Origin of the sequence: Catenulispora rubra (assembly GCF_015356825.1) — a bacterium.
Classification (GTDB): Bacteria; Actinomycetota; Actinomycetes; order Streptomycetales; family Catenulisporaceae; genus Catenulispora; species Catenulispora rubra.
Genome location: NZ_JAACYW010000032.1, coordinates 21312 through 45071 on the forward strand (window position 1 = coordinate 21312; position 23760 = coordinate 45071).

Here is a 23760-nt window from a genome sequence, read left to right on the forward strand (position 1 = left end):
ACACCGATTCTTGATATACTGACGTTGACAATGATCGCAACGACGACATCCGGTCCGGATCAACACTCGGCGACCATCGCTCCGGGATGACCCCCTGATCGCTATACGGGTGGCGGCGGGGGCCGATACATTTGTCCTGTCGAGCGCGACCGCGGAGTGCTGAACTCCGCAGTCTGTCATTCGGTCTGGCGCGACACGGTCAGGCTGATTCTTCGGGCGAAGAACGACCAAGGGGGAAAGATCATGGTGGGCAATTACGGCGCGCCCGGCGTGTATATCGAGGAGCGCCCCAGCGGGTCCATGCCGCTGCAAGGGGTGGGGACGGCGGTGGCCGCGTTCGTCGGTTTCACCGAGACTTATCGGGCCGATGCCGGAGACCCCACCGATCCGGACGGGGTCAAGCCGCAGCTGATCACCAGCTGGCCGCAGTACGAGCGGATCTACGGCGGGTTCGCGCCGGGGATCATGCTGCCGCACGCGGTGAAGGGCTACTTCGAGAACGGCGGCGGCATCTGCTACGTCGTGCGGATTCCGCGCGGCGGCGGCGACGCGCTGAGCCGGTCGCTGCCCGCGGTCGGGCGCGCCGGGGTGGAGACGATGCTGGTGCGGGCGCTGGACCCGGCGGCGCGGGTGGAGGTCGTGATCGAGCCGACCGCCCCGGCCCAGCCGGCTGCTGCGGCGGAAGGCGCCGCGCCCGAGGCGGCCGGACAGGACTTCACCCTCAAGGTGATCTCCGGCGACGCGCAGGAGGAGTACCCGGGGGTGACCCTGGGCGGGCGCGGCAGCCGTACGGTCGAGAAGGCCGTCAACGAACACTCCAAGCTGATCCGGGTCGAGGTGCGCAACGTGCCGGGCCTGTCGGCCGCCGAGCGGATGCCCGCGGTCGGGCGCTACGCGCTGGTCCCGACCGCGCCGCCGGCCGGCGCGGTCTCGCCGCAGCAGCTGGCCGGCTCGGAGAGCGAGCGGACCGGCTACCAGGGCCTGGCGATCGCCGACGAGGTCACGATGGTGGCGATCCCGGACCTGGTCACGGTGTCCACGCGGCCGGACGGGTCCTTCGACGCCGACACCTATCTGGCCGGGCAGGGCCGGCTGGTGGACTGGTGCGAGGGCAACCGCCGGATGGCGATCCTCGACGCGCCGCCCGGGCTCAACGCGCAGCGCGCCCTGGAGTGGCGGACCGCCCTGGCCCGGGACAGCGCGTTCGGCGCGGCCTACTACCCGCACCTGGTGATCCAGAACCCGCTGGCCCGGCCGGGCGCGACGAACGGCGAGAAGTTCCTGACCGTTCCGCCCTCCGGGCACATGGCCGGGGTGTGGGCGCGCACCGACGCCACCCGCGGCGTGTGGAAGGCGCCGGCCAACGAGGTGGTGCGCGGCGTGGCCCGGCTGGCCGCCGACATCACCTCCGGCGAGCAGGACCTGCTGAACCCGGCGCAGGTCAACTGCATCCGGTCGTTCGGCACCAACGGCATCCGGGTCTGGGGCGCCCGCACGCTCGCGGCCACCGACCAGAGCTGGCGCTACATCAACGTGCGCCGCCTGTTCACGTACATCGAGGAGAGCGTGCGGCGCGGCACGCAGTGGGTGGTCTTCGAGCCGAACGACGCCGACCTGCACGCGCGGGTCAAGCGCACGGTCGCCGCGTTCCTGCGCGGCCTGTGGATGCAGGGCGCGCTCGTCGGGGCCACCCCGGAGCAGGCGTTCTACATCCTGTGCGACGAGTCGAACAACCCGGCGTCCTCCGTGGACGAGGGCAAGCTCATCGTCGACGTCGGCATCGCCCCGGTGAAGCCGGCCGAGTTCGTGATCTTCCGGATCAGCCAGTGGCAGGGCGGCGCGGAAACCGCGGAGTGACGCGGGCCCGCCTGATCAGCTCCAGGACAGCTAGGGGGAAACAACCATGCCTGATTTGTCGACGACATCGGTCTTCGTGCTGGAGATCGACAGTGTGGAGATGGGCAGCTTCCGCAAGGTGGCCGGGATCGAGTCCGAGACCGAGACCATCGAGTACAAGGAGGTCACCAAGGACGGCCGGATGATCATCCGGAAGCAGCCGGGCGCGATGAAGTGGTCGGACATCACGCTGGAGCGCCGGATCGACAGCTCGCACGACCTGTGGGAGTGGCGCAAGCAGGTCATCGACGGGGACATCGACAAGGCCCGGCGCAACGGCTCGATCGTGGCCAAGGACTCCAAGATGAACGAGGTCGCGCGCTGGAACTTCACGGCCGGCTGGCCTTCGAAGTGGACCGGCGCGGACTTCGACGCCGGAGCGAACGACGTGGCCACCGAGAAGGTGGTCATCACGCACGAGGGCATCGAGCGGAGCTGAGCTGCGCGGTGAGTCTGAACACTGAGTACGCCTTCACGCTCCCGAAGGGGTTCGTGGACGACGAGGGCACCCTGCACCGGACCGGCGTCATGCGCCTGGCCTGCGCCCGCGACGAGGTCGAGCCGCTGCGCGATCCGCGGGTCCGGGAGAACGAGGCCTACGCCACGGTGATCGTGCTGGCCAAGGTGGTCACCGAGCTGGGCACGGTCGGCCGGATCACGACCAAGACCGTGGAGAACCTGTTCGTCGACGACTACCGGTACCTGCAGGACTTCTACCGCGTCATCAACTTCGGGGACCCGGCGATCCTGGAGACGATGGAGCCCGGCAGCCCTTTTCCCCGGGAGGCGCTGGTGGTGGACTGACCCGCTACGCCGTCGACGAGATCTGGCGGGAGATCGCTTATCTGGCCTACCACCTGCACTGGCGGCTGGACGACCTCCTGGACCTCGAGCACGGCGACCGGGTCCGCCTGCTGGAGGAGGTCGGCGGGTTGAACGAGCGGTTCTGGCAGGGAGTCCGCGACGGGGACTGAGACCCCGGCCGGGACACCCGGCCGAGACACACACCGAAGCGAATGGGGGGATGAGGCGATGAACGGCCAGTCACGCACACCGGATCCGCCGTTCGTCGGCCGCTTCCTGTTCACCGTGGACGGCCTGACCATCGGCGCCTTCACAGAGGTGTCGGGCCTGTCGGTGCAGATCGAGACCGAGGAACTGGCCGAGGGCGGCCAGAACCAGTACACCCACAAGCTGCCGGGCCGCATGAAGTGGCCCAACCTGGTCCTCAAGCGCGGGCTCACCGACACGGACAACCTGTTCGAGTGGTTCGCGAAGTGCTCCGGCGACGGCCTGGCGGAGCAGGGCAACAAGCTCGAGCGGCACCACGGCTCGGTCGCCCTGCTGGACGCGGCCGGCCAGCCGGTGCGCCGCTGGAGCTTCGTGGACGCCTACCCGGTGAAGTGGACGGGGCCGAAGCTGGCCGCGTCCTCGCGCGCGGTCGCGGTCGAGGAGCTGGAGGTGTGCCACTGTGGCTTCACACCGGGGACGTGAGCAGGGCGGCGGCGGTGGCGTCGGCGGCGGTCGGTGGGGACGGCTGTTCCGGCCGCTGGTCCGGGTTCGGCCGCTGGTTCGGCGACGGGCCGCGGGCGGCGCGGTGGGTGGCTTGGTGGCCGGCACTGTGTCGGCGCTGCCGGTTCGGGCGCCGTGGTGGCGGGTCGTCGCAGGTGAGGTCGTGCGCCGGCTGGCAGTCGGGGCGCGCCGAGGCAGGACGGCGGCGGACGCCGCGGGCCTGGTCGGGGCTGCGGGAGAGTTGCCGGGGCCGGGGCAGGTTCGCCGGTCGATTGCTTCGGGGCGGCCGCTGATCAACACTGTCCGGTCGGATGCTCGGCGCCGAGCTCAGGAGTCTGCTGCCGTCGCGGCGACAGGATCGGGTGTCCGGGCTGGCGCACCGGCGAGATCGGGTGTCGGGACCAGTGCGGCCGGATCGGGCGCGGGCCTTCTGCCGAGCGCGGTGCTGCGGTCGGTGGGAGCGCCGACAGGATTTGGTCGCGGATCGGTGCTCGGTTCGGTCCGATCGAGTGTGCGGTCAGCTGGACCGGATGGCGGGTCTGTCGCTGATGCGGCGCGATCGAGCGCGCGGTCAGCGGGACTGGATGTCGGCTCGATCGGTGCGCCGGTCGGACCGGATGCCGGGCGCTCTGTCGGCGGCGTCGCGGCACCGGGACCGGCCGCTGCCGGCAGCCGGAATCTGCTTGGCCGGGCGCGGTCGGCCGTCGGGCCGGACTCGCTGGGCGGCGCCTTCGCGGCGCGGAGTGTGCGGCGGGAGTCGGTCGCCGGTGTGCGTTCGGACTCTGTGTCGCGTGCCGTGGCTTCGGAGTCCGGGGCACGTGGCGCGGAGCGTGTGGCGGCGCCGGAGGGCTCGCCGGAGCAGCGGTGGCGTGCTGCGGTGAAGGCTCGTCCGCTGGAGGCGCCGCGGCCGTTCCCGGCGCACCTGCGGCCGTTGGTGGCGCGGTTTGCCGGCGACGCCGGTCGCGCCTCGTACACCACCGGGCCGGCGACTCGGGAGGCGTTGGCGCAGGCCGGCGCGCGCGGGGCGACTACCGGCTCTGTCGTGCACCTGCCGGGTGCTCCGGCTGCGGCGATGTCCGCCGATCTGACCGGTGTGCTCGCGCACGAGCTGAGCCATGCTCGGCAGCCGGTCGGGCGGCCGCGGTTCCTGCTGCGGGTGCAGTCCGGTGCGATGGACGCTGATGAGCGCGCCGCGCATGTCGTCGGGCAGCAGGCTGCTGCAGGGACGGCGTCTTCGGTGTTCGCAGAGTCCTCAGGGTCTTCAGGGTTCTCGGGGTCCGGTGGTTCGCACGGCGGGGCGGCGCGGGCCGTCCAGCGCAGTATCAGTGCTCCGACACTCCCGGGTCACCTCGGGGGCCTCGGCGGCGTCGGCGCCGTTCCGCCTCCCGGATCGGTGGCGCCCGGCCTGGTCGACCAGCTGCCGGTCGGTGCCACGTCCGGCAACGCGGTGTCGGAGGCCCGGAGCGCCGTTCCCGGACTCGCCGGCGGTCTGCCGGGCCTGAGCAGCATGAGCGATATGGGCAACCTGGGCGGCACCGATGCCACGGCCCGCGGTCTCCTGGCCGCGCTCGCCGCAGCCGACCCGGACGGTGCCGCCGCGTTTGCGGAGTCCGCCGTCGGCCGGGGTGCCGGAGAATTCGGCGGCCACGACGGCCACAGCGGCACTGGCGGTCACGGCGGCCACGAGCTCGACTCCGACACCGCCGCCGCGACGGCAGCGCCGTCGTCCCCCGGAGCGCCGGGCGCGCCCGCCCACGGCGCCGCCCCGGCCTCAGCGCCGCGCCACCTGCCCGACACCGACATCGAGCGCATCGTCGAAGCCGTGGAGCAGCGCCTGCTGCGCCAGCTGGAACGGCGCGGCGGACGCTACGCGGGGGTCTTCTGATGTCCGGACCGGTCAAGGCCTATCTCGAGATCGAGAGCGGCGACCACATCGACTGCATGTTCAACCCCGCCGAGCTGTCCATCAGCAAGTCCAACAGCTGGAAACCGGCCGGCGAGGCCAAGGGCAAGAACGCCCCCGAGCTGCGCTTCCAGGCCGGCCAGTCGGCCACGCTGACGCTGAGCCTGACCTTCGACACCACCGCCGACGGCACCGCCGTCACCGACCACACCGACAAGCTGCTCGGCGTCATGAAAGTCGACCCCGGCCTGTCCGGCTCGGACCGCGGACGCAACAAGGCCCGGCCGCCGTGGGTGAAGTTCCACTGGGGTGCCACGCACTCGTTCAAGGCCGTCGTGGAGCAGCTGCGGATCCGCTACACGTACTTCGCCAGCAGCGGCATGCCGTTGCGGGCCAAGGCGGACCTGTCCCTCAAGCAGTGGAACGACGAGGCCGAGCTGCCGTTGCAGAACCCGACCTCCTCCACGCCGACCCTGCACAGCGTGCACCAGCTGCTGCCGGGCGAGACCCTGGACCGGGTGGCCGCCGCGCACTACGGCGACCCGACCCGCTGGCGGATCATCGCCGAGGCCAACGGCATCGTGGACCCGCTGAACCTGCCCAAGGGCGCGACGCTGGCGATCCCCGAGCAGGGCGCGCGCTATCGGGACGGCGCCGCCGCCGCGTTCCGGTCCGGCGGGTCCGCGGGCGGCCCAGGCGGCGACCGCGTCCGAGGCCCCCATGCCTGAGCAGCGCCGCCTGGACGGCGTCCTGATCACCGCGGACGGCGCGCCGCTGCGCGCCGAGCTCTACGCCCGGCTCACCTTCGTGCACGTCGAGGAGTCCGTCCAGCTCCCCGACTCCTTCGAGCTCCGCTTCGACGACCCGCACTTCACCCTGTTCGACGAGGATCGCTTCCGCTACGGCACCCGCGTCTCCATCGCGTTCCGCGCCGAGTCCGACCCGGTCGTGGTCACCACCGGCGAGATCACCGCGATCGCCGTCGAGCCCGGGCCCGGCGGCCGGCACGAGCTGATCCTCACCGGGCTGGACCTGACCCACCGGCTGACCCGCGGCGGGAAGTCCCGCGCGTTCGCGAACATGAGCGACAGCGACGTGGCCCGGCGGATCGCCGGCGACCACGGCCTGGACGCCGACATCGACGCCACCGGCGACGTCCACGAGCACACCATGCAGCACGGCGAGACCGACTACGCCTTCCTGCGCCGGCTCGCCGGCCGCGTCGGCCACGACGTCTGGATCACCGACAGGACCTTCCACTTCAAGAAGAAGCCGAAGGGCCGTCAGGACCCGCCGAAACTGGTCTGGGGCGAGAACCTGCTCGACTTCCGGGTCCGCTTCGCCTCCGTCGACGTCTGCGACGAGGTGGTGGTGACGGCCTGGGACCCGGTCGACAAGAAGCCGGTGACCGGCCGGGCCACGGCCGGCGACCCCGGGACCGACGCGCCGGCCGCGCAGCAGATGGCCGACGCCGCGCGGCACGCCTTCGGCGCGGTGACCCGGCACGCCGGCCAGTTCCCCTCCGGCACCCAGGCCGAGGCCGACGACCGGGCCCAGTCCCTGCTGCTCAAGGCTTCCGGCGGCCAAGTGGTGCTGCGCGGCGAGGCGGTCGGCAACCCGCGGCTGGGGGCCGGCGGCCAGGTCGGCCTGGACAAGGTCGGCAGGCGGCTGGCCGGGACCTACCGGCTGACCAGCGTCGAGCACGTCTACGGCGCCGACCGGCCCTACGTCACCCGGTTCGTGTGCGGCGGCAAGGACGCCGACGGCCTGGCCGACCTGGTCTCCGGCGGCGGCGCGGCCGGCGCCGACCCGCAGCGCGGCTGGGGCTCGCTGGTGGTCGGCGTGGTCACCAACAACGACGACCAGAGCGGCGGCCAGGGCCGGGTGAAGGTGAAGTACCCGACCCTGCACGACTCCGAGAGCGGCTGGGCCCGGGTGGTCGCGCCCGGCGCCGGCGACCGGCGCGGCGTCCAGTGGCTGCCCGAGGTCGGCGACGAGGTGCTGGTCGGCTTCGAGCACGACGACAAGGCCCGGCCGCTGGTGCTCGGCGGGCTCTGGGGCCGCAAGGACAAGCCGCCGGAGGCGAAGGCGACCCAGGACGGCAAGGTGAACCAGCGCGTCCTGGCCAGCGGCAAGGACCACCGGCTGGTGTTCACCGACGGTCCGACCAGCACGATCGAGCTGCGGATGGGCGATGCCAAGGCCCTGCTGCACCTGGAGAAGTCGAGCTCGCAGCTGGCCGGGGACCAGAAGCTGGTGATCACCGCCGACCAGATCGAGATCACCGCCGGGCAGAAGCTGTCGCTGTCCGGCAAGCAGGTGGAGATCGCCGCCGACAGCACGCTGAAACTGACCGGCAAGCCGATCCAGCTGAACTGACCCGCCGACACACCGACTGCCCACACACCAACTGCGACACCGACTGCCGACATACCGACTGCCGCACCGACTGCCGACACACCGACCACGGGAGGGGGACACCGCAATGCCAGGAGCGCCCGCAGCGCGCCAGAACGACCCGGTGACCGGCACCGACATCCACATCCTGCTGGTGCCGAGCCCGGGCGGTCCGGTGCCGACGCCGACTCCGCTGCCGTTCGCCGGCAAGCTGGTCTCCGCGCTGTCCGCCGACGTCTTCGTCAACGGCCTGCCGGCCGCCACCGTGAACAGCGTCGCGCAGAACGCCCCGGCGCACCTCGCGCCGCCGCCGACCACGTTCCAGAAGCCGCCGGCCAACACCGGCAAGGTGATCGTCGGCTCGACCACGGTCCTGGTCAACGGCAAGGGCCTGGCCCGGGCCGGCGACCAGGTGGCCACCTGCAACGACCCGGCCGACGCGCCGACCTCGGCGATCGCCGGCGGTTCCGGCGACGTCTTCGCGGGCTGAGGGGAGTGCGGACATGGACCTGATCGGCACCGGCTGGGCGTTCCCGGCCCAGATCACCGCGGGCGGCGGCGTCCGGCTGGTCGGCGGCGGCGAGGAGGTGGACGCCGCGCTGCGGATGGTCCTGGCCACCGCGCCGGGGGAGCGGCTGATGCGGCCGGACTTCGGCTGCGCGATGTGGGAGCAGGTGTTCGCGCCGGTGAACGCGAACACGCTGGGCCTGATCGAGCAGAGCGTGCGCGAGGCCGTCGCGCGCTGGGAGCCGCGGGTGGAGCTGACGGCGGTCGGCGCCGAGCCGGGCGAGGACGGCTCGGTGGTCGTCATCGAGCTGACCTACCGGGTCCGCGCCACCAACGACCACCGCAACCTCGTGTATCCGTTCTATGTCATCCCGCAGGAAGAGCACTCATGAGCTTGCCCGCGCCGAACCTGGACGACCGGCGCTTCCAGGACATCGTCGACGAAGTCAAACGGCGGATCGCGCGCTACTGCCCGGAGTGGACGGACCACAACGTGTCCGACCCGGGGGTGGCGCTGATCGAGCTGTTCGCCTGGATGACCGAGGTGCTGCTGTACCGCCTCAACCAGGTGCCGGACCGGCTCTACGTCAAGTTCCTCGACCTGGTCGGGATCGAGCTCGCCTCGGCCTCCCCGGCCCGCGCCGAGCTGCTGTTCACCCTCGCCGCGCCGCCCGAGCGGCCGATCCTGGTGCCGGCCGGCACCCGGGTGGGCACCGAGCGCGGCGGCGGCGACGACCAGGTCGTGTTCATGACCGACGCGGATCTGACGCTGGTCGGGCCCACCCTGGTCGCCTGCCTGACCCGCAGCGGCGGCCGGTTCCAGGACCACACCGAGGACCTGGCGCTGGCCGGCGCGCAGGTGCCGGTGTTCCCGACGGTGACCGCGGACGACGCGCTCTACCTGGGGTTCGCCGAGAGCCTGGAGCACAACATGATCCGCCTGGACGTCGCGGTCGGCGGCGGCGCCGGCCGCGGCATCGACCCGCGCGACCCCCCTCGGGTGTGGCAGTGCTGGGACGGCCGCGACTGGCGGACGGCCCGGGTGCTCACCGACACCAGCGACGGGTTCAACACCTCCGGGCAGATCAGCCTGCTGCTGGCCGGCCGGCACGAGCCGCTGGCCATCGGCACGGTGCGGGCGCACTGGGTCCGCTGCAAGCTCGTCGACTCCTCGCACGACGGCCGGCCCGGCCGGACCTACGACACCTCGCCGATGCTCGACGAGATCGCCGTGGTGGGCCTGGGCGGGGCCATCGCCGCGCACCACGCCGAGCCGGCGCCGGCCGAGCTGCTGGGCGTCAGCACCGGCGAGCCTGGACAGGAGTTCGTGGTGCGGCGGGCCCCGGTGCTGCCGCGGCGGTTCGGCGAGACGGTGCGGGTGGTGCCGGCGCGGTGCGAGGCCGGGGTCGAGCCCGAGGGCGTGGCGTGGACCGAGGTCGCGGACTTCTCCGACGCCACCGCCGAGGACTCCGTGTTCACCTGGTCCGGCGCCACCGGCGAGATCCGGTTCGGGCCGCGGGTGACCGCGCGCGACGGCCGGTCCCGGCAGTACGGCGCGGTCCCGGAGGAGGACGCGCAGATCTGGGTCACCGGCTACCGCTACGGCGGCGGGCGGCGCGGGAACGTCGGGGCCGGGAAGCTGACCGTGCCGCTGACCGCGATCCCGTCGGTCGACGCGGTGCGCAACCTGGAGCCGGCCACCGGCGGCGTGGACGCCGAGTCGGTGGACAACGCGAAGATCCGCGGGCCGTTGCAGCTTCGCGGCGGGCATCGCGCGGTCACCCGGCGGGACTTCGAACGGCTCACGATGGAGGCCGCGCCGGGGGTGGCGCGGGCGCGCTGCATCCCGCCGGCGAAGGCCGGGGAGCCGGTGCGGGTGCTGGTGGTGCCGCGGGTGGACGTCGCGCCGGAGTCGCTGGCGCTGCAGGATCTCGCGGTGCCGCGGGCACTGGAGGACCAGATCAAGCCGTATCTGGAGGAGCGGCGGCTGCTCACCACGCAGGTGCGCATCGACGTGCCCTCCTACCAGGGGATCACGGTGGCGGCGGAGGTGGTCGCGGCGTCGATGGTGCGGCCGGAGAAGATCCGCGCGGACGCCGAGGCGGCGCTGTACGCGTACATCAACCCGGTCACCGGCGGCCCGGACGGGCTGGGATGGCCGTTCGACGCGGACCTGTCCATCGGGGACATCTTCTCGGTGCTGCGCGGTGTGGCCGGCGTGGTCCGGGCCGAGACCGTGCACCTGTTCCTGGCCGACCTGCGGGGCGGGCGGCAGCCGGAGGAGGCCGGGCAGCAGCGGGTGCGGCTGGCGCCGGACGAGCTGTTCTTGTCAGTGGCGCACCGGGTGGTGGTGCGGCAATGAGTGCGGATGGATTCTTCGGAGAGTCGGCCTCGGGCGCGTCCTCGTCCTCGTCCTCGGGCGTGGCCCCGGCCTCGTCCGCGCACTCCGGCTGGCTGCTCGCGCAGCTGCCGGCGGTGATGCGGCGGGACCGGGTCATCGCCGGCTTCGTGCGCGGGTTCGAGGAGATCGGCGACGGTCTGCGGGACCAGATCGACGACATCGAATACGAGCTGGACATCGACCTGGCGTCCTCCGAGATGCTCAGCTATCTGGCGTCCTGGCTCGGGGTGTCCATCGACGCCGCGGTCCTGGCGTCCGACGACGTCCAGCTGCGGGACGCCCAGCGCCGGCTGATCCGCGCGGTCGGCCGGGCGCTGGTGTGGCGCGGGACGGCGCACGGCGTGGAGATCCTGCTGGAGGCGCTGACCGACAGCCGGGTCACGGTCTCGGACTCCGGCGGCGTGTTCGGCGCGGGCGACCGCGTTCCTCCGGCCACCGACTCGGTGCTCGTCGAGATCGACCACCTCGGCTCGCTGACCAGGCAGCAGATCCTGGCGTTCCTGGACGACGAACTGCCGGTCGGCACCCAGGTCGAACTGCGCGTCCGGGCCGGAGAGGGACAGGGGGAGGGACGATGAGCACGCCGCCGCCGGCTCCGGGGCCGTGGGGTCCGCAGGGCACGCCGGGTACTCCGGGCATGCCGGGCATGCCGGAACCGTCGCAGCAGCCGCACCCCGGGGCGCCGCGTCCCGCGTCCTCCGGCGGCCGCGGGAACTGCCCCGACTGCGGGCGCCCCGTCCCGCCGTACGACGTGAAGCTGTGCCCGTCCTGCGGCTACCCGCTGCTCCTGCAACGGGAGCAGCCGACCGAGGCCGAACCGCAGAAGCACGTGTACAAGCCGGAGTCCGCCACCGAGGACCTGGACCGCAGCGGCGTCCGCCAGCCGACGCCGACGGCGTCGTACACCGCGCGCCAGCCGTCCTGGACCTCGCCGCCGGCCCAGACCGCCACCATCGGCCCGCACTGCCCGCAGTGCCGCACGGTGAACCCGGCGCACCGCAAGCGCTGCGAGATCTGCGGCTACGAACTGTGGCCCGGCGCGGCCTCCCCGCCGCGCTGGCAGCCGGACCCGCCGCCGGTGCCGATGGCGCCGCCGCGCCGGCGGAACCGGTGGCGGTGGCTGCTGGTGATCGGGGCGCCGGTGACGGTGATGGCCGCGGTGTGGGTGCTGGCTCTGGTGCTGTGAGGGCCGAAGCACAGTGCGCGGCCCGCGAACGCTCCGACTGTATGACCACTGACGGCTGACGGCCGACCGCCGATCTGCCAGCTGCCGCACTGCTGGCCGCCGATCTGCCAGCTGCCGCACTGCTGGCCGCCGATCTGCCAGCTGCCGCGCTGCCGGCCGCCGATCTGCCAGCTGCCGCACTGCCGGCCGCCGAACTGTCAGCTCCCGCACTGCCAGCCATCGATCTGCCGGCTGCCGCACTGCCGACCGCCGCACTGCCAGTTGCCGCACTGCCGACCACTCGCCGCCGAACTGCCGATCCGATCCGCACCGCCGCTGGTGTTTCGGCCGGCTCGCGCACCTTTCCGATGGTTCGGATGTCAGTGGCCGGCATCGGCGGCGGCCGCGGTGAATGTGCGGTGGCGTACATCCTCTAAGACCCCTGCGTCACCGTCCACCCGGCGGCGCCGATCGCCGTGCCGGATCGCGCCGCGCCGACCGAGAGCAGGCCGGCCGGGGTGCGCAGCAGGTCGTAGAGGTACACCGGCGGTGCGTTCTGCGGGGCCGTCAGCGGTACCTGTTGCCAGGCCTGTCGCGGGTCGTGCTGGGTCCAGCAGGCCACTGTCTCGCTGCCGGCCGGGCCGGTGGTGCCGCAGGCCAGGAGGGTGCCGTCGGGTTGCTGGGTGATCGCCTGCAGGGAGGCCGAGCTGTCGTCCGGGGCGAGCGCCGCCGGCTGCCAGGCCACGCCGTCGGCGGAGGTCCATATCGCGGGGGCCTGGTGCGCGCCGGACAGGGCCGAGCCGACGGCCAGCAAGTGGCCGTCGGCGGTGCGGGTCAGCCGCCTGATGTCCTGCGGTCCCGGGCCGGACAGGCCGGTGGCCGGGACCCGGGTCCAGGTGGTGCCGTCCGGGGAGGTGAACACCGCGGCGTCGCCGTCGGTCGGGTCGGACTTGCGGTCCTGGCCCACGGCCAGCAGGTGGTGGTCGGCGGTCACGGTGACCGCGGTGAGCTCGGTGACGCCGCTGCCGGACGTGAAGTCGCCGGCCGGGTCGAGCAGCTTCCAGGACGTGCCGTCGTGGGTGGTCCACACCGCCGCCCGACGCTGCGCGCCGCTGCCGGTCCAGCCGACCGCGACCGCGCCGGACGGGGTGGCCGCGACGTCGGCCAGGGTCGCGAACTGGTCCGCGGGCGGCGCGGCGACCGCCGACCACGCGCCGCCGCCCTGCTTCACCCACGCGCGGGGGGCCTGGTCCAGGGTCACGCCGACGGCCACCAGGGCGCCGGACGGCAGCGCGGTCGCCGCCCGCATGGTGTCCGGGCTCTGCGTCGCGGCCGTGCCCACGGGGCCGCCCGCGAGGTGGAAAGCGGTAGCGGCGGTGGGCGCGCCCGGACCGCCGGGTGCTGAGACGGCCCCGGTGGAGGAGCCGACCGGGCCGGCGCCGCTGCCGCCGCCACCCGTGCCGCCGCCGGAATCCTTGTGCTTCACCGTGATCGCGACGCCGACCACGATCCCGACCGCCGCGACCACCACGGTCAGCGCCAGCAGCGGCTTGAGCCGGCTCGGCCCGGCGGTGCGGGCCACGGCCGCCTCGCGGTCGCCGGTCCGCACCACGGTCGCCGGACGCGGCCGCGGGCCGAGGTCGATCACCGGCACGGCGCCGACCAGCACGGGTACGTCGACGGCGGCGGTCAGCGCGGAGGCGGCGAGGTCCACGGGCTCGGCGATGACCGGTGCGACGACCGGTGCCGCGACCGGCCCGGCGACCGGCCCGGCGAACGGCCCCGCGACCGGAACCGTCCCGGTCGAGCCGGGGCCCGGAAGGAACAGCGTCCCGGGGACCAGCGGCAGCGCATCCGTCGATCCCGGCGCCGGCAGGAACGCGGTCGGCTTCGGCGCCGCGGACCCGGCGAGAAGCGCCGCGACCGAAGCAGCGGCCGCGGCGGTGGCTGAGTCACCAGCCGAAGCAGCACCTGAAGCAGCACCTGAAGCAGCACCTGAAGCAGCACCCGAAGCAGCACCTGAAGCAGCACCCGAAGCACCAGCAGCCGAAGGCCCGGTCCCCGCGAGCGGAATCGTCGTGGCCGGCCGCGGGATGTGGAACGTCCCGGCATTCGCCCCCCGAGGCGCCCCGGCGATCACCGCCCCGAGGCTCACCGTGTGCTTCGGGTGCGCGTCCACCGCGATCGGCACCCCCAACTCCTCGGACAGCATCCGCCCCACCAGCGGGATCCGGCTGGACCCGCCGACCAGCAGCACCGTGCGGAGCGCCTCCGGGCCCACCCCGGCGCGCCGCACCACCTGCCCGAACACGCTCACCGTCTCGCGCACCGCGGGCCGGATCAGATCCTCGAACTCCGCGCGCGTGACCAGCACCTGCCCGGCGAAGCCGGGCAGCACCACCGGCACCACGGCCTCGGTGTCCCCGGACAGCGCCTCCTTGGCCCGGACCACCGCGTCGAACAGCTGCCCCACCGCGGTCGCCGCGGCCGGATCGGAGCGGTCGAACGCGGCCAGGTCCACCCCGGCCGCCGCCGCCACGTGCCGCAGCAGTATGTGGTCGAAGTCCACGCCGCCGATCGAGTCGTCGCCCCCGGCCGGCCCGAACAGCTCCAACCCGGTGCCGGTCTTGGCCACCACCGCGGCGTCGAAGGTGCCGCCGCCGAAGTCGTAGACGCCGATCAGCGCGCCCGGCTCGACCCGCTCCTGCGCCGCGTACCAGGTGGCCGCGGCCACCGGCTCGGGGAGCAGGCCGACGTCGGCCAGCCCGGCGGCCATCGCGGCCTCGGTCAGCAGGCCCTGCCGGAACGTGCCCCACTCGGCGGGATGGGTGAGCACCACGTGCCCGGGCGGCCCGCCCTGGACCTCGGCGACGCGCTCGACCGTCCAGCGCAGCACCTGCGCGGTCAGCTCCGGCGCGGTGTAGCCGGCCCCGCCCACCAGCAGCGGCACCTCGTCGCCCATCCGCCGCTTGAACTCCCGGGCCTGCCGCCCCGGCTCGGCGATGCCGCGCAGCACGGCGGGCTCGCCGACCAGTACCGTGCCGTCGTCGCGGACGAAGAGTACTGACGGGATCGCGTTGGCCCGGTTCCCGAGCGGAACGGACTCCACCCGGCCGTCCCGCCAGATCGCCGCCGCCGTGTAGGTGGTGCCGACGTCCACCCCCAGTGGGTAATTCACGCAGCGCAGTATATTGCGGCGGCGCCGTGCCGCGGTGATCTAGATCTTGAAAATAAGAATAACCCTTAGGGGTCATTCCTTATGCGGGTATTTATTGTCTGCGAACTGTCCCCGAACCAGTGCACTGTCAATACCACGCACGCTAACATTGCGGATCAAGAGATTCGTCTCGGGCGACGGTTGCATCTCTTAGGGGGATTCACGTGACAACCTATAGCACCACGCAGAACGACCAGATCGCGTGGGTGCAGCGGCGGGCCTCGGACCTGATCCGCAATGTGGAGCACTTCATCCACGGCAAGACCGCCGTGGTGACGGACCTGCTGGTGGGGCTGCTGGCCGAGGGGCACATCCTGATCGAGGACGTGCCCGGCGTGGCCAAGACCTCGCTGGCCAAAGCGGTCGCGCAGTCGGTGGGCGGCTCGATGCGGCGCCTGCAGTTCACGCCGGACCTGCTGCCCTCCGACGTGGTCGGGGTGCAGATGTTCGACATGAACCGGCGCGAGTTCTCCTTCCGCGAGGGCCCGGTGTTCGCCAACATCGTGCTCGGCGACGAGATCAACCGGGCCTCGCCCAAGACGCAGTCGGCGCTGCTGGAGGCGATGGCCGAGCGGCAGGTCACGGTGGACGGCGTCAGCTACCCGCTGCCGCGCCCCAACCTGGTCATCGCCACTCAGAACCCGGTGGACCAGCAGGGCACGTACGCGCTGCCGGAGGCGCAGCTGGACCGGTTCATGATGCTGCTGCGGGTCGGCTATCCCAGCCACGAGTACGAGGTGCAGATCGTCGGCGACGCGCTGGCCCGGCGGCTCCCCGAGCAGCTGGAGCCGGTGCTCTCGATCGACGAGCTGCAGCAGATGATCGACGTGGTGCGCGGGGTCTTCGTCGCGCCCGCGCTGCAGGCGTACATCGTCACCATCACCGGCGCCACCCGCACCATCCCGCAGCTGCGCCTGGGTGCCAGCCCGCGGGCCAGCAACGCGCTGGCGCAGGCGGCGCAGGCGGCCGCGGCGATGAGCGGGCGCTCGTTCGTCACCGCCGACGACATCAAGCGGATGGCGCAGCCGGTGCTCGCGCACCGGCTGGTGCTCACGCCGGAAGCGGCGGTCCAGGAGCACCGGGCCGACACCATCGTGGACCGGATCCTCACCGCCGTGCCGGTGCCCGCCACCCCCGTCGGCGTGTGAGCCGGCGATGCTGACCCGATCGGGAGTCGGCACGGCGGTCGCGGCGGTGGTGCTGCTCGCCCTGGGCGCGGTCGGGGACTACCCCGAGCTGGTGGCGCTGGCGCTGGCGGCACTGGCCTGCCTGGCGGTCGCCGCGCTGTGGATGCTGCTGCGCCCGGATCTGGCCGCCACGCGGGAGATCCGGCCGGAGCGGGTGACCGCCGGCGAGCCGGCGTTCGGTGTCATCACCCTGACCAACGAGGCGCGGCGGCGCAGTCCGCCGCTCCTGGCCGAGGAGGCGGTGGCCGCCACCCGCGTGCCGGTGTCGATCCCCAGCCTGGCGCCCGGCGCCACCAGCACGTGCACCTACTCGCTGCCCACCGCGGCCCGCGGCGTGTTCCAGGTGGGGCCGCTGACCATCGGGCACAGTGATCCGCTGCGGCTGATGCAGGTCGGCCGGGCCTACAACACCTACTCGACGCTCTTCGTCCATCCGCGGGTGCGGCAGGTGGCCCCGGTGCCGACCGGCCACACCCGGGACATGGACGGGCCGACGTCCAGCTTCTCCCAGCACGGCGGCATCGCCTTCCACAGCCTGCGCGAGTACGTCCCGGGCGACGACTGGCGGCTGGTCCACTGGAAGTCCACCGCGCGCACCGGCGACCTGATGGTGCGGCACAACGTGGTCCCCAACCAGCCGCGGCTGATCGTGGTGCTGGACACCAGCTCCCGGACGTACGCCGAGGACTCCTTCGAGGACGCGGTCAGTGCCGCGGCCTCGCTCGCGCTGGCCGCCATCCGCGACGGGTTCCCGCTGGAGGTGCGCACCACCGCCGGCCAGGCGATGGTCGTCGAGCGCGGCGGCGAGGGCGCCACCGCGGCGCTGGACCTGCTGGCCGCCGCCGCCGTCTCGGCGGACGACCCGGGGCTGGCGGCGCTGCCCGGCCTGGTGTCCTTCGGCGAGAGCGAGGCGCTGGGGGTGATCACCGGTCAGCCGGAGGCGGCCGCGCTGGCCGTGCTGCCGGCGATCCGCCGGCACGTGCTGATGATCAGCCTGGTGCAGTTCCTCGGCCCGTTCGGGGTGCCGGCGCCCGCGCCGCACGGAGTGGTCTCGCTGGCCGCGCACTCCCTGGACGAGTTCGCGCAGTCCTGGAACACGCTGGTGGGGATATGAGCGTCATCACAAGCCTGGACAGCACGGGCGAGCACCAGTCGCTGTGGTGGCCCGAGCCGGAGCAGGCGCCGCCGCCCGGGCCGCCGACGGCCGCGCGGCCGCGTAGCGAGGCGCCGGCCGAAGCCGAAGCCGGATCCCGATCCGCATCCGGGCTCGCGGTCTACGCGCAGTCGCTGCTGGTGTGCGCCGCGGTGGTCACCGCGAACCTCGCCTACCTGCGCTACTACGGCCAGCGCTCCTTCCTGGTCGGGACGTCCGCCGCCGCGGCCGGCGGCGTGGCGCTGACCGCGCTGACCGTCCCGCGCCGCTGGCCGGCGCTGGTCAAACTACTGCTGTCAGCGGTCGGATTCACCCTGGTCGGGGTGTTCGCGGTGTACCGGCAGACGCTGCGGCACGGCGTGCCCACCGGCCACACCTTCTCCGCCCTCGGCTCCGGCCTGCGCTCCGGCTGGGCCGAGATGCTCAGCGCCAACCTGCCCGCGGACGCCGTCGGCGACCTGGTGGTCGGGCCCGCGCTGATCGCCTGGCTGGCCGCCGCGGTGTCCACCGCGCTCCTGATGCGGACCCGGACTCCGCTGCCGCCGCTGGTCGGGCCGGTGGCCGCGTTCGGTGCCGGGCTGCTGTTCACCGCCGGCCGGCCGGTGGACGACCCCGGGCTGGCCGCGGCCCTGGTGGCCGAGCTGGTGCTGCTGGCGGTGCTGCGTGCGGGCACCACCGGTGCGCGCCGGGTGCCGCGCGGCGGCGATGACGCGAGCGGTTCAGCCGGTTCAGCCGGTACAACCGGTTCAGCCGACTCGGGTGACTCGGGCGTTTCACCGGGCCCCGGCAGCCTGCGGGCGGCCGCCGGCCGCCTGGCCTTCGGGCTGCCGGTGGTGCTGGTCGCGGCGGCGGTCGCGGTGGCCGGCGCGCACCTGGCGCCGGTGGCGTCCGGAAAGCACCGTTACGACCTGCGCGACCATGTGCCGGTCCGGCTGGACATCGGCGACTCGCTGTCTCCGCTGGTGCTGCTCAAGCCGCAGCTGGCCGGTCCGGACCGCGACCTGTTCACGGTGCGGGTCTCCGGCGACCCGACCGGGCTCGACCGGATCCGCACCGCCGCCCTGGACGACTACGACGGCGCGCTGTGGACCTCCGGCGACCGTTTCCTGCTGGCCGGGCACGAGCTGCCGCCGGACACCGCGATCACCAATCCCCGCCGGATCGGGCTCAGCGTCACCGTCGGCGGGCTGACCGGGCCGTTCCTGCCCGAGGCCGGCGTGCCGGTCCAGGTCACCGCGCCCCGGTTCGGCTACAGCACCGGCTCGGCGACCCTGGCCACCGACGTCCCGAGCATCGCCGGGCTGCACTACGACCTGACCGCGGACGTCGCGCCGACCGCCGGCCTGGACGGGGCGATCCCCTCCGAGGCCGGCGGCGTCACCGCCGACACCACGCTCCCGCCCGGCCTGCCGCCGGCGATCCGGGCCGAGGGCGCACTGCTGGCCGGATCGGTGGCCCAGCCGTACGCGAAGCTGCTGGCCATCCAGGACTACCTCAGGAAGCTGCCCTACAACCTGGACAGCCGGCCCGGCCACTCCTACGACGCGCTGAGCCGGTTGTTCAGCGCCGACCCGGCCGACCAGGCCGGCTACGCCGAGCAGTTCGCGGCCGCGTTCGCGGTGCTGGCCCGCAGCCAGGGGTTCCCGGCCCGGGTCGCGGTCGGCTACCTCCTCAACCCGGCGCACAAGCACGGCGACACCTACACCGTGACCGCGCACGACGCCCACGCCTGGCCGGAGGTCGACCTGGCCGGCTACGGCTGGGTGGCGTTCGAGCCGACGGATCCGCAGCACCACACCACGGTGCCGCCGCAGCCCCAGAAGCAGAAGACGACGACCACCGGCACCGACAGCACGCCGACCCCCAAGCAGGCGCAGCCGGCCGTGGACCCGCACCTGAAGACGATCGTGGCCGGCGGCGTGAGCGCCCTGGACTGGGCGCTGTTCGTGCTCGTCGGATTCGGCGCGCTGCTCCTGCTGACCCCGATCACGGTCGCGATGGAGAAGCTGCGCCGCCGCCGTGTACGCCACACCGGCAGCCGCGCCGCGCGCGTCATCGGGGCCTGGCAGGACGCGGTGGACCGGCTGGCCGAGCACGGCCTGCCGATGACCGCGGCGGCCACCGCGCAGGAGATCGCCGAGCGGGCCGCCGAGCTGTTCGGCGAGCGGGCGGCGCCGGTGGCGGCGCTCGCGCCGCTGATGGTGTCCGCCGCGTACAACCCGATGGAGCCCGACGACGCGACGGTCGCCGAGGCGTGGGCGCTGAGCGCGCGGCTGCGGCGGGAGCTTCGCAGCTCCCGCGGGTTGCTGCGGGCCTTCGGCGCCTGGTTCGATCCGCGCCCGCTGTTCGCCCGGTCGGCGGACATCCGCCGCCGGCGCCGGGCGCTGGCAGTTCTGACGAAGGGATGAGGGGTCCGGCCATGATGACTGCCTGGTTTTCGCGCAAGCGGGCGGTGCGCACCGGCACCTACGGCATCGGTGTGGCCGGTGCCGTGGGCCTGGCCGTGTTCCTCGGCTCCGGCCACGGCTACCCGGTGCAGAGCGTGCACCAGCTTTCGGGGTCGGCGTGGCTGGCCTCGTCCCAGGCCGGACAGCTGACGCTGCTGGACGGGGCCTCGGCGGAGGTGGCGGCGCAGGTGCAGGCCGCGCCCGCGGGGCATGTCCTGGACGTGGTGCAGCAGGGTTCGACCGCGTACGCGATCGACGAGACCGCCGGCACGCTGCGCCGCGTGGACGGCGCGACGTTCGCCCCGGGCGCTCCGGCGACGCCGATCGCCGACGCGGCGTCCGCGCTGACCGCCTTCGCCGACTCCCGGCACGTCTACGCCCTGGACACCCAGCGCGGCCTGCTGGTCACGGTCGACCCGCACACCCTGGCGGCCACCGGCACCCAGCAGGGCCTGTCGGCGCAGCTGGCGGCGGGGACCGCGACGCTGGACGACGCCGGCCGGCTGTGGCTCGTCGACGACGCCACCGGAGACCTGACCCGGGCCGCCGACGGCACCATCGAGGTCCGCCGGGGCGTGGCCGCGCCCGGGAAGGACCTGATGGCCCTGGTGAACGGCAAGCCGGTGGTGGTGGACACCGCCGGGCGCAGGGCGGTCTCCGTGGACCCGGCCGACGGCTCGCCGACCGGCACGCTGGATCTGGACCTGCGGCCCAGCGACACCGTGGCGGTCAGCGGCGCGCCGCACGCGAACCGGCTCTACGTGGTGGCCTCCCGCGGCGTGCTCGAGATCTGCGACCTGTCGGCGCACAGCTGCTCCGACACCGTCCCGCTGGACAGCGGCGGCAACGACCTCGGCGCCGCCGTCGAGTCCGGCGACCGGGTGTTCGTGCCCGACTACACCACGGGCCAGGTCTGGGTGATCGACCTGGGCCAGCACACCGTCGTGGCCACTGCCCAGGTGCTCACCCCGGCGGCGAAGTTCCAACTGCTGACCCGCGACGGGATCGTGTTCTTCAACGACCCGAACAGTGAGCGGGCCGGCGTGATCAGCCTGGACGGCGCCGTCACCCAGGTCGCCAAGTACGACCCGGCCGACCCGACCAAGGGCCTGCCCGGCCACCAGCCGTCGAGCCCGTCGGCGCCGCCGGTGTCACAGCAGACCAAGCCGACCTCGGCGCCGCCGTCCAAGACCCCGCCCAGCAAAACCCCGCCCAGCAAGACACCGCCGAGCCAGCCGACGCCGAGCACTCCGCCGCCCGGAGGCGGGTCGTCGCCCCCGCCGAGCACGCCGCAGCCGACCGGGCCCTCGACGCCGCCGATCCTGGCGTCGAGCACGCCGTCCCTGCCCTCGACGCCGTCGTCGGCTGCCAAGTCCACGACTGCTTCCGCGCCTTCCTCCACCCCCACGACCACCCCGTCGCCCACGAAACCGGCGGCCACGCTGACGATCACGCTGTCCAACCCGAACCTGAAGTTCGGCGAGACCGAGAACCTGGCGGTCGCGGCCGGCGACGGCACCGCGATCACCAGCGCGCACTGGACCTACGGCGACAACCAGTCCGGCGACGGGGCCGCCGTGAGTCACGCCTGGGCCCGGCCGGCCAACGCGACCCAGCAGACGTTCCAGGTCACCGTGGCCGCCGTGCTGGCCGACGGCCGGAAGGCGCAGACCGGGATGAGCCTCACGGTCAACCACCCGGACACCGCCACGGTGCCGAACGTGGTCAGCGAGGACGAGACCACAGCCCAGCAGCAGATCGCCGGTGCCGGGCTGACGTCCTCGATCACCCCGGTGATCAACAACTTCGTTCCGGTCGGCCAGGTTATGGCACAGACACCCGTCGGCGGCGGGACCGTCGCCTGGGGCAGTTCAGTGGCCCTGACCGTGTCCTCGGGACCGGCGGCGCTGTGGGACATGGTCTCGCATGCCTGCGACTCCGCGCACTGGTCCTCCGGTGCCGGACCGCTGCCGTGCCCCGGCGGCGGCGGCGACGCCACCGGGTTCGCCATGATCCATGCCGGCTCGGACTGCTACTACTTCACCTCGGGCCAGGGCTTCTGCAACTTCCTCGAAACCCACCCGCAGTGGGTGCCCAACGGCTTCATCTACGGTGTCTACACGCTGCCCCGGCCGGTCATCGCCGGCGACCACTTCCGGGCCACGCTCGGCTTCATGGCGCCGAAGTCGGGATCTCCGGGCAAGGCCAGCGTGACCTTCCGGCTGGTCGGTCCCAACGGCCAGCAGCTCGGAGCCTGGGACCTCAAAGCCGCGGACGCCAAGACGATCGACGCTGATGTCGATCTGTCGACGGTCGCGGCGGGCGTCACGCAACTCACCCTGCGGGTCGACGCGCACGGTGATGTCGGCCAGTGCTGGGCGTCGTGGGCGGCCATGACCTTCGGGCCCTGATGACACCGCGAGACGGAGACGGATTCCCATCATGACCGCCACGACAGCCGTCCGCGTGACCGTGGTCCCCGACGCGATCGCGCTCGGGCCCGGCGAGTCCGCCGACGTCGAGATCACCGTCCAGAACGCCAGCGAGGTGGTCGAACACTTCACCGCGGAGCTCGTCGGGCTGCCGGCGGACCTGTTCGCCAGCGATCCGGCCACCCCGCTGATGCTGCGGCCCCGGGAGAGCGGCACGGTGCGCGGCCGGATCGCCATCCCCGCGCAGGCCGGCCCGGTCGCCGGCCGGTACGTGCTGGGGATCCTGGTGACCTCGCCGTACCAGCGGACCGTGTCCCGGTGCGAGGAGGTGGTGCTGGACCTGCACGCGGTGCCGGTGCTGAGCGCGGTGGTCCGTCCCGAGGTGGCGACCGGCGGGGCGACCGGCGACTTCGCGCTGACCGTGGCCAACGAGGGCAACGTGCCGCTCGCGGTGACCCTGGCCGGCGACGACCCGGAGAACCGCGTCGACTTCGTCTTCGAGCCCCGGCAGCTGCGCCTGCCGCCGGGCACGGCGGCGAACTCGCGGCTGCTGGTCCGCGCCGACCGGCCGCTGACCGGCGCGGAGGTGCGCAGGACCCTGACGGTGCACGCGCACGCCGACGGGCTGACCGTCGACAAGACGCTGACGTTCGTGCAGACCGTGCAGATCGCGGGCGGCTGGGTCAAGGCCGCGAAGTTCGCCGGCGCGCTTGCGGCGATGGCCGGCGTCACCGTGGGCGGCGCGGCGCTGATCCGGCACACGAAGCAGCAGGCCGCGCATCCGGTCCTGCCGACGGCGTCGCTGTCCGCCGCCGTGTCCTCGGCCCTGGGCGCGCAGCACTCGGGCGGTGGGGCGCAGCCGTCATCACCCGGGGGAGCGCCGTCGGGCACCGGGGCTCCGCCGACGGGGGCCTCGCCGTCGTCGGGCGGCGGTGTCGGCGCCCCGGCACCCGGCGGGACCGTCCTGCTCGACTTCAGCCGCACCGCCGACGGCCAGGCCGACGGCGACCAGATCATCGCCGGCGACGCCTACGCCGCCAAGACCGGCGTCAAGCTGTCGGTCGACACCTCGGACGCGCCGCCGGCCTGTGCCGACGCGACCGCGCTCGCCCTGCGCACCCGCCCGGCCGAGGGCGGATTCCTCACCAGCGCCCGTCCGGCCGGCGTCGACCTGTGCAACCAGCTGCCGGTCCGCATGGACTTCGCCGCGCCGGCCGCGTCGGTCACCGTGCGGGCCTTCGGCGACGGCGCCCAGTTCGCGCTGAAGGTGACGCTCAGCGACGGCAGCACCGACACCCGCGCGATGCCGATGCCCGCCGGCGCGGCGACGCCGATCGCCTACCAGGCGCCGGCCGGCGTGGGGATCGTGTCAGTGGTCTTCGGCCACGCCGACACCGCGCAGACCGCGAAGGACCCGACGATCATCAAGTCCCTGAGCTACGTGGCGGCTGCGGCGCCGTCGTCCTGAGCTGGCCTGAGCGTGGCGGCGCCGTCGTTCTGAGCGTGTCCTGAGCGTGCTCTGATGTCCTGAGCACGGCGGCGC

The 23760-nt window shown here is 73.4% G+C and carries 19 protein-coding genes; 18 read left to right on the forward strand and 1 reads right to left on the reverse strand.

Annotation, left to right across the window (positions count from 1 at the left end):
• The first annotated feature begins 243 nt into the window (after positions 1 to 243).
• The 13 genes from GWK61_RS12010 (at position 244) to GWK61_RS12065 (ending at position 11802) form a co-directional block, all read left to right on the forward strand.
• Positions 244 to 1857 carry a phage tail sheath family protein gene (locus tag GWK61_RS12010; protein ID WP_194908410.1) on the forward strand — a complete coding sequence of 538 codons (1614 nt, stop codon included), beginning with the start codon at positions 244 to 246 and terminating at the stop codon, positions 1855 to 1857.
• A gap of 46 nt (positions 1858 to 1903) precedes the next feature.
• Positions 1904 to 2335: a phage tail protein gene (locus tag GWK61_RS12015; protein WP_194908411.1), complete on the forward strand. Its 432-nt coding sequence runs from the start codon at positions 1904 to 1906 to the stop codon at positions 2333 to 2335.
• 8 nt (positions 2336 to 2343) lie between these two features.
• Positions 2344 to 2700, forward strand: a complete 357-nt coding sequence (locus tag GWK61_RS12020) for a hypothetical protein (protein ID WP_194908412.1) — start codon at positions 2344 to 2346, stop codon at positions 2698 to 2700.
• A 20-nt stretch (positions 2701 to 2720) separates the two neighbouring features.
• Positions 2721 to 2870, forward strand: a complete 150-nt coding sequence (locus GWK61_RS59440; RefSeq protein ID WP_323747528.1) for a DUF6760 family protein — start codon at positions 2721 to 2723, stop codon at positions 2868 to 2870.
• Positions 2871 to 2928: 58 nt separating this feature from the next.
• On the forward strand, positions 2929 to 3390 hold the full coding sequence (locus GWK61_RS12025; protein WP_194908413.1) for a phage tail protein: 462 nt from the start codon (positions 2929 to 2931) through the stop codon (positions 3388 to 3390).
• 787 nt (positions 3391 to 4177) lie between these two features.
• Entirely contained in the window at positions 4178 to 5293 is a 1116-nt protein-coding gene (locus tag GWK61_RS12030) for an eCIS core domain-containing protein (RefSeq protein WP_194908414.1), read from the forward strand.
• Positions 5293 to 6039, forward strand: a complete 747-nt coding sequence (locus GWK61_RS12035) for a CIS tube protein (protein WP_228562168.1) — start codon at positions 5293 to 5295, stop codon at positions 6037 to 6039. The genes GWK61_RS12030 and GWK61_RS12035 overlap by 1 nt, the downstream gene beginning before the upstream one ends.
• Positions 6032 to 7690: a VgrG-related protein gene (locus GWK61_RS12040; RefSeq protein ID WP_194908415.1), complete on the forward strand. Its 1659-nt coding sequence runs from the start codon at positions 6032 to 6034 to the stop codon at positions 7688 to 7690. The genes GWK61_RS12035 and GWK61_RS12040 overlap by 8 nt, the downstream gene beginning before the upstream one ends.
• 106 nt (positions 7691 to 7796) lie before the next feature.
• Positions 7797 to 8198, forward strand: coding sequence for a PAAR domain-containing protein (locus GWK61_RS12045; RefSeq protein WP_194908416.1), 402 nt, complete (start codon positions 7797 to 7799; stop codon positions 8196 to 8198).
• Positions 8199 to 8211: 13 nt separating this feature from the next.
• Positions 8212 to 8607, forward strand: coding sequence for a GPW/gp25 family protein (locus GWK61_RS12050; RefSeq protein WP_194908417.1), 396 nt, complete (start codon positions 8212 to 8214; stop codon positions 8605 to 8607).
• On the forward strand, positions 8604 to 10577 hold the full coding sequence (locus tag GWK61_RS12055) for a putative baseplate assembly protein (protein WP_194908418.1): 1974 nt from the start codon (positions 8604 to 8606) through the stop codon (positions 10575 to 10577). Before GWK61_RS12050 ends, GWK61_RS12055 begins: the two co-directional genes overlap by 4 nt.
• Positions 10574 to 11194 (forward strand): hypothetical protein, encoded by a 621-nt coding sequence (locus GWK61_RS12060; protein ID WP_228562169.1) that lies wholly within the window; start codon positions 10574 to 10576, stop codon positions 11192 to 11194. Before GWK61_RS12055 ends, GWK61_RS12060 begins: the two co-directional genes overlap by 4 nt.
• The gene (locus tag GWK61_RS12065) at positions 11191 to 11802 is read left to right on the forward strand and encodes a zinc-ribbon domain-containing protein (RefSeq protein WP_194908419.1); all 612 of its coding nucleotides are present in this window, start codon (positions 11191 to 11193) and stop codon (positions 11800 to 11802) included. Before GWK61_RS12060 ends, GWK61_RS12065 begins: the two co-directional genes overlap by 4 nt.
• A gap of 412 nt (positions 11803 to 12214) precedes the next feature.
• On the opposite strand, the gene GWK61_RS12070 is transcribed toward GWK61_RS12065, so the two are convergent.
• Positions 12215 to 14959, reverse strand: a complete 2745-nt coding sequence (locus GWK61_RS12070) for an Hsp70 family protein (RefSeq protein WP_194908420.1) — start codon at positions 14957 to 14959, stop codon at positions 12215 to 12217.
• 203 nt (positions 14960 to 15162) lie between these two features.
• Here GWK61_RS12070 and GWK61_RS12075 point away from each other — a divergent pair, with 203 nt between their 5' ends.
• The 5 genes from GWK61_RS12075 to GWK61_RS12095 are packed head-to-tail and all read left to right on the forward strand — an operon-like array spanning position 15163 to position 23685.
• Positions 15163 to 16146 carry an AAA family ATPase gene (locus GWK61_RS12075; RefSeq protein WP_194908421.1) on the forward strand — a complete coding sequence of 328 codons (984 nt, stop codon included), beginning with the start codon at positions 15163 to 15165 and terminating at the stop codon, positions 16144 to 16146.
• A 7-nt stretch (positions 16147 to 16153) separates the two neighbouring features.
• Complete coding sequence (locus GWK61_RS12080) at positions 16154 to 17299, forward strand: DUF58 domain-containing protein (protein ID WP_194908422.1); 1146 nt, start codon at positions 16154 to 16156, stop codon at positions 17297 to 17299.
• Complete coding sequence (locus tag GWK61_RS12085) at positions 17296 to 19746, forward strand: transglutaminase TgpA family protein (protein ID WP_194908423.1); 2451 nt, start codon at positions 17296 to 17298, stop codon at positions 19744 to 19746. The genes GWK61_RS12080 and GWK61_RS12085 overlap by 4 nt, the downstream gene beginning before the upstream one ends.
• Before the next feature lie 14 nt (positions 19747 to 19760).
• Complete coding sequence (locus GWK61_RS12090; RefSeq protein ID WP_194908424.1) at positions 19761 to 22196, forward strand: PASTA domain-containing protein; 2436 nt, start codon at positions 19761 to 19763, stop codon at positions 22194 to 22196.
• Between the two features lie 31 nt (positions 22197 to 22227).
• A complete protein-coding gene (locus tag GWK61_RS12095; RefSeq protein ID WP_194908425.1) occupies positions 22228 to 23685 on the forward strand; it encodes a COG1470 family protein in 1458 nt (485 codons plus the stop codon).
• The last annotated feature ends 75 nt before the right edge of the window (positions 23686 to 23760 follow it).

Coding starts and splice junctions, on each gene's coding strand:
- GWK61_RS12010 (WP_194908410.1), top strand. CDS start 244: ATGGTGGGCAATTACGGCGCGCCCGGCGTGTATATCGAGGAGCGCCCC.
- GWK61_RS12015 (WP_194908411.1), top strand. CDS start 1,904: ATGCCTGATTTGTCGACGACATCGGTCTTCGTGCTGGAGATCGACAGT.
- GWK61_RS12025 (WP_194908413.1), top strand. CDS start 2,929: ATGAACGGCCAGTCACGCACACCGGATCCGCCGTTCGTCGGCCGCTTC.
- GWK61_RS12035 (WP_228562168.1), top strand. CDS start 5,293: ATGTCCGGACCGGTCAAGGCCTATCTCGAGATCGAGAGCGGCGACCAC.
- GWK61_RS12040 (WP_194908415.1), top strand. CDS start 6,032: ATGCCTGAGCAGCGCCGCCTGGACGGCGTCCTGATCACCGCGGACGGC.
- GWK61_RS12045 (WP_194908416.1), top strand. CDS start 7,797: ATGCCAGGAGCGCCCGCAGCGCGCCAGAACGACCCGGTGACCGGCACC.
- GWK61_RS12050 (WP_194908417.1), top strand. CDS start 8,212: ATGGACCTGATCGGCACCGGCTGGGCGTTCCCGGCCCAGATCACCGCG.
- GWK61_RS12055 (WP_194908418.1), top strand. CDS start 8,604: ATGAGCTTGCCCGCGCCGAACCTGGACGACCGGCGCTTCCAGGACATC.
- GWK61_RS12060 (WP_228562169.1), top strand. CDS start 10,574: ATGAGTGCGGATGGATTCTTCGGAGAGTCGGCCTCGGGCGCGTCCTCG.
- GWK61_RS12065 (WP_194908419.1), top strand. CDS start 11,191: ATGAGCACGCCGCCGCCGGCTCCGGGGCCGTGGGGTCCGCAGGGCACG.
- GWK61_RS12080 (WP_194908422.1), top strand. CDS start 16,154: ATGCTGACCCGATCGGGAGTCGGCACGGCGGTCGCGGCGGTGGTGCTG.
- GWK61_RS12085 (WP_194908423.1), top strand. CDS start 17,296: ATGAGCGTCATCACAAGCCTGGACAGCACGGGCGAGCACCAGTCGCTG.
- GWK61_RS12090 (WP_194908424.1), top strand. CDS start 19,761: ATGACTGCCTGGTTTTCGCGCAAGCGGGCGGTGCGCACCGGCACCTAC.
- GWK61_RS12095 (WP_194908425.1), top strand. CDS start 22,228: ATGACCGCCACGACAGCCGTCCGCGTGACCGTGGTCCCCGACGCGATC.